The organism is Albidovulum inexpectatum (assembly GCF_002927635.1).
GTDB classification, from domain to species: Bacteria; Pseudomonadota; Alphaproteobacteria; order Rhodobacterales; family Rhodobacteraceae; genus Albidovulum; species Albidovulum inexpectatum.
Window position 1 is genome coordinate 23935 of sequence record NZ_PRDS01000013.1, and the last position, 9351, is coordinate 33285.

The 9351-nt window shown below is 65.5% G+C and carries 8 protein-coding genes and 1 pseudogene; 6 read left to right on the forward strand and 3 right to left on the reverse strand.

Going from position 1 to position 9351, the window contains the following annotated elements; all coding sequences use genetic code 11:
* Window positions 1-23 precede the first annotated feature (23 nt).
* Together LV82_RS14135 and LV82_RS14140 are read right to left on the reverse strand one after the other, a co-directional pair.
* Window positions 24-917, reverse strand: coding sequence for a sugar phosphate isomerase/epimerase family protein (locus tag LV82_RS14135; protein WP_104072776.1), 894 nt, complete (start codon window positions 915-917; stop codon window positions 24-26).
* A gap of 14 nt (window positions 918-931) precedes the next feature.
* Complete coding sequence (locus LV82_RS14140; protein WP_104072778.1) at window positions 932-2047, reverse strand: Gfo/Idh/MocA family protein; 1116 nt, start codon at window positions 2045-2047, stop codon at window positions 932-934.
* 179 nt (window positions 2048-2226) lie between these two features.
* On the opposite strand from LV82_RS14140, the gene iolD reads away from it, so the two are divergent.
* From iolD to LV82_RS14170, 6 genes are all read left to right on the forward strand, one after another.
* Window positions 2227-4098 (forward strand): 3D-(3,5/4)-trihydroxycyclohexane-1,2-dione acylhydrolase (decyclizing), encoded by a 1872-nt coding sequence (gene iolD, locus LV82_RS14145; protein ID WP_104072780.1) that lies wholly within the window; start codon window positions 2227-2229, stop codon window positions 4096-4098.
* Window position 4099: 1 nt separating this feature from the next.
* Window positions 4100-5068 (forward strand): 5-dehydro-2-deoxygluconokinase, encoded by a 969-nt coding sequence (gene iolC, locus LV82_RS14150; protein WP_104072782.1) that lies wholly within the window; start codon window positions 4100-4102, stop codon window positions 5066-5068.
* Between the two features lie 12 nt (window positions 5069-5080).
* Window positions 5081-5920 (forward strand): 5-deoxy-glucuronate isomerase, encoded by an 840-nt coding sequence (locus LV82_RS14155; protein ID WP_104072784.1) that lies wholly within the window; start codon window positions 5081-5083, stop codon window positions 5918-5920.
* Window positions 5917-6756, forward strand: coding sequence for a class II fructose-bisphosphate aldolase (locus LV82_RS14160; RefSeq protein ID WP_104072786.1), 840 nt, complete (start codon window positions 5917-5919; stop codon window positions 6754-6756). The genes LV82_RS14155 and LV82_RS14160 overlap by 4 nt, the downstream gene beginning before the upstream one ends.
* Before the next feature lie 3 nt (window positions 6757-6759).
* A complete protein-coding gene (gene iolG, locus LV82_RS14165) occupies window positions 6760-7755 on the forward strand; it encodes an inositol 2-dehydrogenase (RefSeq protein ID WP_104072787.1) in 996 nt (331 codons plus the stop codon).
* Window positions 7756-8023: 268 nt separating this feature from the next.
* Window positions 8024-8809, forward strand: coding sequence for a helix-turn-helix transcriptional regulator (locus LV82_RS14170; protein WP_104072789.1), 786 nt, complete (start codon window positions 8024-8026; stop codon window positions 8807-8809).
* 137 nt (window positions 8810-8946) lie between these two features.
* Here LV82_RS14170 and LV82_RS14175 read toward each other — a convergent pair.
* Window positions 8947-9351: pseudogene (locus LV82_RS14175) on the reverse strand (DDE-type integrase/transposase/recombinase); the annotation flags it as partial.

The following is a 9351-nucleotide window of genomic DNA, read 5'->3' on the forward strand; positions in this document are numbered from 1 at the left end:
GTCGATCCCTCCCTGCCCGGCGCCTATTCGAAACCGATACTGCGCAGATATTCCCGATTGGCCCGGGCATCATCCACGGGCGAGACGTCCAGCGTAGGGTCGCAGTCCTGTTCCACCGTGCACCATCCTTCGTATCCCGCATCGAGCAGGATCTGCCGCACGGCGGGGAAATCGACATCCCCCTTGCCCAGATTGCAGAAGATACCCTGCCCGCAGGCCTCGTAGAATCCCGTGCGCTTGGCGATCACGTCGGCCTTCACGGCCGGGTCGATGTCCTTGAAGTGCATGTACGAGATCCGACCGACGTGGCGGCGCATGAAAGCCACGGGGTCGAAGCCGGCATAGGAATGATGCCCGGTATCGAAACAGATCTTCAAGATGTCCTCGGGCACCTCGTCCAGCAGGCGCTCCAGCTCGGGCTCGAAATCCATGAAGCCCGCCGCATGGGCGTGGATGCCGACCGTCAGGCCGTATTCCTCGGTGCCCATGCGGGCCACATGGGCGATACGGTCGCGGAAGGCCGCCCATTCCTCGGGGTCCATCTGCTCGGCCGCATCCGGGCGCCCGGCCGTCGGCGCACGGCGGGGCGAGATCGAATCGATCAGCACCAGATGCCGCGCACCGTGCGCCACAAGCGCCTTGCAGGTGCGCACCGCGCCATCCAGCACGTCATCCCATTGCGCCGGATCGTGGAAAGCCCGAAAGACCACGCCGCCGATCAGCTCCAGCCCGTGTTCATCCAGAGCCTCGGCCAGCAATACCGGATCTTCGGGCATGTAACCCACCGGACCCAGCTCGATGCCGGTATAGCCAGCCTCGGCGCATTCCCGCAGCACCTGGCGCCAGGGCGGGTTGCGCGGGTCGTTTGCGAATTCCACGCCCCAGGAACAAGGCGCGTTGCCGATTCGGATCGTCATGGCTGCGGAACCTCTCAGTCGTGGTGAACGGGATGCCAGCGGCCATCCCCGGCCGAGGCAAAGGCGGTCTCGATGACCTGCCACACGGCCAGGCCATCGCGGAAGCTGGGCCAGAGCGACTGGCCGGTTTCGATCGCGCGCAGGAAGTCGCGCGCCTCGATGATGATCTGATCCTGATAGCCGGTGCCATGACCCGGCCCCTGGCAAAAGGCGAGGTAGTCGGGATGTGCCGGGCCGGTCAGGATGCGGGTGAAGCCGCGCGTGGCCTCGGGACCCTCGGCGCGATACAGCCAGACGCTGTTCTGGTCTTCCTGGTCAAAGCGGATCGCGCCCCGTGTCCCGTGGATCTCGTAGGCATAGCCCATCTTGCGGCCCGTGGCGGTGCGGCTGAAATACAGATGCCCCATCGCGCCCGAGGCAAACCGGACCATCATCTGGCCGTGATCGTCGTTGTCCACCGTCACCGGGCCGTCGGGACCGGGCCGCGTCGGGTGGATCGTCTCGATGCGTGCCGACAGTTCCGCGATGTCGCCCATGAGCGCGAGCGCGCAATTGACCATGTGGGGCGCAAGGTCGCCCATGCAGCCATTCGCCCGGCCATGACAGCGCCAGTTGGCCGGCGCCGACGGATCGGCCAGGAAATCCTCGGTATGTTCGCCGCGAAACCAGGTGACGTCGCCGATCGCCCCCTCGGCCAGAAGCTGGCGGACGAACTGCGTTGCGGGCGTGCGAACATAGTTGAAGCCCACCATGTTGGGCACGCCGCTGGACTCGGCTGCGGCGACCATGGCGCGGGCATCTTCAAGACTGGCGCCCAGCGGCTTTTCGCAAAAGACCGGCTTGCCCTCGGCAAAGGCAGCTTCGGCAATGGCCCTGTGTGTGGCCTGGGGCGAGGCAATGACGATGGCCTCGACCGCGGGATCGCGTACCAGCTCCTGCCAGTCGCGCGCCGCGCGGGCAAATCCGAAGGCACGGCGGTACCGCTCGGCCGATTCGGGGGTCGAGGCGGCGATCGTCTGCAGCCGGGGCCGCAGCCCGGTATCGAAGACCGCCCCCACGGCGGACAGCGCGACGGCATGGGCCTTTCCCATGTATCCGCCACCGATCAGGCCGATTCCGATCTCTCGCACGACGTCTCCTCCCCGACGAACGACCCCGGTTGCAACCGGTTGCAAAACTTGTATCCTGACCCTGACCGCTTCGCAACGGGCAAAGCAACGGACATGCCAGACTTGCGCATCACCGCCACATCCTGGTGCAGCAGGACGCTGCGCATCCACGGCGGTCGCGCGACCCAGGGGAGGATCACATGACCGCATCGGGCAAGACCATTCGCCTGACCACGGCGCAGGCCATCGTGCGCTATCTGATGAACCAGTTCATCGAGATCGATGGCGTCGAGACACGCATCTGCGGCGGCGGATTCGGCATCTTCGGTCACGGCAATGTCCCCTGCCTGGGCGAGGCGCTGTATCCCGTGCGCGACGAGCTGCCGCTTTATCGCGGCCAGAACGAACAGGGCATGGGCTTCGCCGCGGCGGCCTATGCCAAGTATCATCTGCGCCGGCGATTCATGTTCTGCACCGCCTCGGCCGGGCCGGGCACGGCGAATCTGCTGACGGCCTCGGCGCTTGCCCACGCGAATCGGCTTCCCATGCTGATGCTGTGCGGCGATACCTTCGTCACGCGCCTGCCCGACCCGGTGCTTCAGCAGCTGGAGCATTTCGGCAATCCCGCGCTGGGCCTGAACGACGCGTTCAAGGCGGTGACACGCTACTGGGACCGGATCACCCATCCCGCGCAGGTGATCCAGTCCCTGCCAGCCGCCCTGGCGACGATGCTGGACCCGGCCGATTGCGGCCCGGCCTTCATCGGCTTGCCGCAGGACGTTCAGGGCTGGGCCTGGGACTATCCGGTGGAATTCTTCGAGCGGCGCGTCCACCGCATCCGGCGCCAGGCACCGGATGCGGGCGAGCTGGCCGATGCCGCGGCCCTGTTGGCCAGGGCACAGCGGCCGATGATCATTGCCGGGGGCGGCGTGCAATATTCCCAGGCCGTGGCCGAGCTGACCGCCTTTGCCGAACGCCACGCCATCCCCGTGGTCGAAACCATCGCCGGTCGTGCGAACATGCTGGCCGACCACCCGCTGAACATCGGCCCCATCGGCGTGACGGGCTCGGACAGCGCGAATGCAATTGCCGAGGCCGCCGACGTGATCCTGGCCGTGGGTACGCGGCTGCAGGATTTCACGACCGGATCGTGGACGGCCTTCGCGCGCGATGCGCGCTTCATCGGGCTGAACGTGGCGCGGCATGACGCGATCAAGCACATGGCACAGCCCCTGATCGGCGACGCCAAGCTGGCCCTGCCCGCACTGAGCAAGGCCCTGGGCGACTATCAGGCGCCCCGAGACTGGGTCGAACACGCCCGGCAAGACCGCCGCGCCTGGGACGCGTATGTCGCCGAGAACGTCAAGCCCGGCAACCGGCCCAATTCCTATGCCCAGGCGATCGGGGTCGTGAATGCGCTGTGCGACAAGCGTGACCGCATCGTGACCGCCGCGGGCGGCCTGCCGGCCGAGGTCACGGCCAACTGGCGCACGCTGGATATCGGCACCGTCGATGTCGAGTTCGGATTTTCCTGCATGGGATACGAAATCGCGGGCGGCTGGGGCGCGCGTATCGCCCAGAGCGAGCGCGAGCCCGACAAGGACACCATCGTCTTCGTGGGCGATGGCAGCTATCTGCTGATGAATTCCGACATCTATTCCTCGGTGCTTACGCGCAAGAAGCTGATCGTGCTGGTGCTCGACAATGGCGGCTTTGCCGTCATCAACAAGCTGCAGAACAACACCGGCAACGAAAGCTTCAACAACCTGTTCAAGGATTGCCCGACGATACCCGAACCCTTTGCCGTGGATTTCGAATCCCATGCGCGCGCCATGGGCGCCGATGCCGTGACGGTGTCGAATGCCGAGGAACTGGCCGAAGCCTTCCGCCGCGCCAAGGCGAGCGACAAGACCTGCGTGATCGTGATGCAGGTCGATCCCTATGTCGGCTGGACCGATCGCGGCCATGCCTGGTGGGAGGTCGGGACGCCCGAAGTCTCGGACAGCGCCCGGGTGCGCGAAAAGCATGCCGAGATCGAATCGTCCCGCGTGCGTCAGCGGCCGGGGGTGTAGGATGCGCCTGAAGGGCAACAGGTTTCTGGTCATCGGACGCGCGGGCATGGATCTGTATCCCGACCCGCCCGGCACGAAGACGGAACACGCCACGCAGTTCTTCTCGTGCCTTGGCGGATCGTCGGCCAATATCGCCGTGGCGCTGGTCAGGCTGGGCTGCAAGGCCGATCTGGTCACCTGCGTCTCGGACGACGCGATCGGCCGTTTTGCCCTGAACGAACTGGACCGCTACGGCGTCGGACGGCGGCATGTGCGCCCGGTCGGGGGCGAGGCGCGGACCTCGCTGGCCGTGGTCGAAACCACGATCGAGGACCATCAATCGGTCATCTATCGCAACGGCGCCGCCGATTTCGAAATGACCATCGCCGATGTCGAGGCGGTCGATTACGGCGCCCATGACGCGGTGATCGCGACCGGCACGGTCCTTGCGGCCGAACCCTCGCGCAGCGCCGCGTTCCGCGCCTTCGATCTGGCACGCGAGGCGGGTTTGCCGCTGATCCTGGATATCGACTATCGCCCCTATTCCTGGCCTTCGGCTCAGGTAGCGGCCGAGATCTATTCCCGCGCCGGCGAGAAATGCGACGTGATCGTGGGCAACGATGTCGAGTTCGGATTCATGGCGGGTGACTACGACAAGGGCCTGGACAAGGCGCGCGCGCTGGTCGCGGGTGGTGCGAGTCTTGCCGTCTACAAGATGGGCGAGAAGGGCGCGATCACGATCACGCCCGAGGGCGAATTCCGCACCGGGATCTACCGGACGCAGGCTCTCAAGCCGACGGGGGCTGGCGACAGCTTCATGGGCGGGCTGGTCAGCGGCCTGGCACAGGGCCTGCCGGTACGCGACGCGGTGCTGCGCGGCTCGGCCTGCGCGGCGATGGTCGTGGCCCGCGTTGGTTGTGCGCCCGCCATGCCGACCAGCGCCGAACTCGAGGACTTTCTTGCCCGCCATGCGGGTCCCAGCGCCGCCTGAAAGGATCGCGCCATGCATATTCCCCCTTATGACAACGCCAACCAGCCGATCGTGGACATCGACAATCCGCATGTGCCGCTGGTCTATTTCAACATCGTCAAGCTGAAGGCGGGCGAGCATTTCGATTATCACGTTCCGGGCTACGAAACCTGCGTCGTCCCGGCCACGGGCACCGTGACGGTCGAAACCGCGGGCGAGACCTTTGCCGGGATCGGCAATCGCGGCGTCGATGTCTGGGATGGCGAACCCGAAGGCGTCTATGTACCCACCGACACGCCGGCGCGCATCACGGCACTGACGGATACCGAAACCTTCATCGCCGGCGCCCGGTTCGATCAGGTCCTGCGCCCCTTTGCCGTGCGGGCCGACGAACTTGACGTGGTCCAGTATGGCTCGGACGACACCAAGACGCATCGCAAGATCAAGCATATCCTGGGCGCCAATCACCATGACCGCGTCGGCCGCCTGCTGGTCAGCGAGCTGTTCACCGTGGGCGCGGGCGGTTGGTCAGGCTTTCCCAGCCACAAGCACGACACCGATCGGCCTCCGGTCGAGACGCGGCACGACGAATGCTACAATTTCCGGTTCCGACCGGATTATGGTTCCGGCCTGCAGATGTTGCAGCGCGTCGACAACGAACCGGGCGATGCCTATCACATCGTGAACGGCTCGACCGTGCTGATCGACAAGGGCTATCACCCCTGCTGCGTGCTGCCGGGATACGAGATGTACTATTTCACGATCCTGGGTGGGCTGAGCCAGCGCAGCCTGATCCAGTATTTCCAGCCCACGCATGCCGAACAGCTCAAGACCATCCCCGGCATCATGGACATGGTGGCGAAGTTCAAATGACACTGGCAACCCTGTCGGACGTGCTGGAACCCGCGCTGCGCGACGGCTATGCCGTGCCCGGACTGGTCTGCCTGGGATGGGAGGACATGCGTGCATATGCCATGGCGGCGCAGGCCGAACGCGCGCCCGTCATCCTGCAGGCCGGTCCATCCTGCCGTGAACATACGCCGCTGCCCGTCCTGGGCGCGATGATGCGCCACCTGGCCGACAGCGTGGACGTGCCGGTCGTGGTGCATCTGGACCACGGCTATACCCTGGATGAATGCCGCGCGGCGCTGGATGCGGGCTTTACCTCGGTGATGTATGACGGCTCGCGCAAGCCGCTTGCCCAGAATATCGACGAAACCGCGCGCGTGGCCGAGATGGCCCATGCCGCTGGAATGTCCTGCGAGGGCGAGATCGGCTTTGTCGGCTATGCCGGGGGTGAAGGTTCGGCCGGCACCGACCCGCAGCAGGCCGCCGAATTCGCCCGCGCGACCGGGATCGACGCCATGGCGATTTCCGTCGGGAACGTGCATCTGCAAACCGATCACGAAGGCGGTCTGGACGAAGCCCGCATTCGTGCGATCGAGGCCGTGACCGAGGTGCCTTTGGTGATCCATGGCGGGTCGGGCGTGCCCTATGCCCAGCGCGCGGCACTTGCGGCGGGCTCGCGCATCTGCAAGTTCAATATCGGCACCGAATTGCGCATGGCCTTTGGCCGGGCCCTGCGCGATGCCATGAATGCCGATCCCGCGCGGTTCGACCGCGTGGCGATCCTGAAGGAAACACACGCGCCCGTCATGGCGGCCGCACGCGCGGTCATCCGCAATCTGGGCGCATCGGGAAGGGCTTGAGACATGCTGAAGATGGGTCTTCTGGGATGCGGCAGGATCGGACAGGTCCATGCGCGCACCATCCGCGGGCTGGACAATGCCCGCCTGGTCGCCGTGGCCGATGCCGTTCCGGAAGCGGCGCAGGCGCTGGCCGCCCGAAGCGGTGCCGAGACGCGTTCGGCCGAAGACATCCTGGCGGCCACGGATATCGACGCCGTCGTGATCGGCACGCCGACCGACACCCATTTCGACTATATCCACGCCGCCGCGCGGGCCGGAAAGGCCATCTTCTGCGAAAAGCCGATCGACATGTCGGTCGACCGGATCCGTGCGTGCATGGACGTGGTCGCCGCGGCGGGTGTGCCGTTCATGACCGGCTTCAACCGCCGCTTTGATCCGAACTTCGCCAGCCTGCGCAACCGTATCGCCAAGGGCGCGATCGGCGCGATCGAGCTGGTCCAGATCACCTCGCGCGATCCCGCCCCGCCGCCGCTGTCCTATATCGCGCGTTCGGGCGGGCTGTTCCGCGACATGATGATCCATGACTTCGACATGGCGCGCTTTCTCATGGGCGAGGAATTCGTCCGCCTGCATGCGGTCGGCGCGGCGCTGGTCGACCCCGCCATCGGCGAGGCCGGAGACGTCGACACGGCAGCCGTCATCCTGACCACCGCCAGCGGTCGCATCTGCCAAATCTCGAACTCGCGCCGCGCCGCTTATGGCTATGACCAGCGGATCGAAGTGCATGGTGAAAGCGGCATGCTGCGGGCCGAAAACCAGCTGGAGACGACTGTCGAGCTGGCCAACGGGGACGGTTTCCACCGCGACCGGGCGCAACATTTCTTCCTCGAGCGTTACGAGGCCGCTTTCCGCAACGAGATGACGGCCTTCATCGATGCGGTCGAGACGGGTGCCACCCCGACGCCTTCGATCGGCGACGGCCTGATGGCCCAGATCATGGCCGACGCGGCCGACCTGTCGCGTCAGACCGGCCAGCCGGTGGATCTGACGACGGGGTAAGTGCCCCGTGCCGGGTGGCAGCGGCGCAACCCGCCTTGCCGACCCGGCGCAATCGGGCGAGCTCCCGGCCGGTGGGCATGCTTCGCGCGTCGATGGAAAGCAATGCGGGACGCGACCGCCATGCGCTTGATTTCAGGGGCGGGTCACGCGATCATCGAGATGGCCCGGCTTGACCGGCCGACGGCGTTTCGGGTTGTGCAAGGATTGGGGGTTTCAGGGCAGTAACAGGCCCTTGATCCCGGACGTTGGGTACGGATTTGGCGGACAGATGTCGGAAAACGCTGATCTGACGCGACATATCGAGGCGATCTTTCAAGCCGAGACGATCGAGGCGATCTGGTCACTGCACGTCCGCAAGATGGCCCGATACGGTTTCGACCGGCTGATCTACGGATTGATCTATGGCCTGACGCGATGCCCGAAGGCGCGCGCATTCGGGGTCGAGGACAACCTTCTGATGATCTCGAACCACGATCCCGGCTATATCAGGGATTATGTTCAAAGCGGCCTGTTCATCCATGCGCCGATGGTCAGGTGGGCGATCGAGAATTCGGGGCCTTGTTCGTGGCGCATGGTCCAGACATTGGCACCTGCCGAAACTATCACGCCAGAGCAGCGCAAGATCGCGGATCTGAACCGACGCCACGGCGTCGGCGCGGGTTACACGATCGGCTTTCGGGACCATTCCCTGCGCGCCAAGGGCATCATCGATCTGTGTGCAAGCCGGGGCTTGACCCAGGACGACGTGGAAAAGGTCTGGGCCAGTCACGGTACCGAGATCACCATCATCAACAACAGCACCCATCTGCGGATGGCATCCATGCCCTTCGCCTCGTCTCGTCGGGCGCTGACGGATCGCCAGCGCGAGGTTCTCGAATGGGTCGCGGACGGCAAGACGATGCAGGACATCGCCGAGATCATGGGTGTCACCCCCGCAACTGTCGAGAAGCATCTGCGACTGGCGCGCGAGGCACTGAAGGTGGAAACAACCGCCCAGGCGGTGCTGAAGGCGTCGTTTCAGAACCAGATCTTCATGGTCCCGCTCAATGCCTGACCCAGGCTGCCCGCCTGCCTTGGCTCCGAAGGCCGGTGCGCCAGTCGCCGGGCCCAGAAGCTGTTGCCTATGCCGGGCGCGCCGATGGCTTTGTCAAGTGGCCCGCACGGGCTTGAACGGAGCGCTTGGGCTTGGGATCAGGCCGTGATCTTGGCGGCGAAATCGGACCACAAGCTGAAGGCATCAGTCCGGGCGTGGCGATAGGAGACAGCGGTGAGACGGTAGCGTTTCGGGCGTAAGAGGGCGGCGGTCTGATCGTGGAGGGACAAGAAGCGCTGCGCCTGGCCGGGAGATTTGAACCGGCCCATGATCTTCTCTCGCCGTCGGGTGTGTCGGTGCGATGCCTCGGCCCGATTGTTCAACCCCCTTGTGGTCACCCTTGTGGGCCCGGTGATCGGCGCTCGTGCAAAGCGTGAGTCGGGCCACGCCGTAGCTGGGCAGCTTGTCGGTGACCAGCACGCGCGGCGGTCCCCAGCGGCGCATCAGCTTGCGCAGGAACCATTTGGCCGCTTTGGCATTCCGGCGACTCTGCACGAGGATCT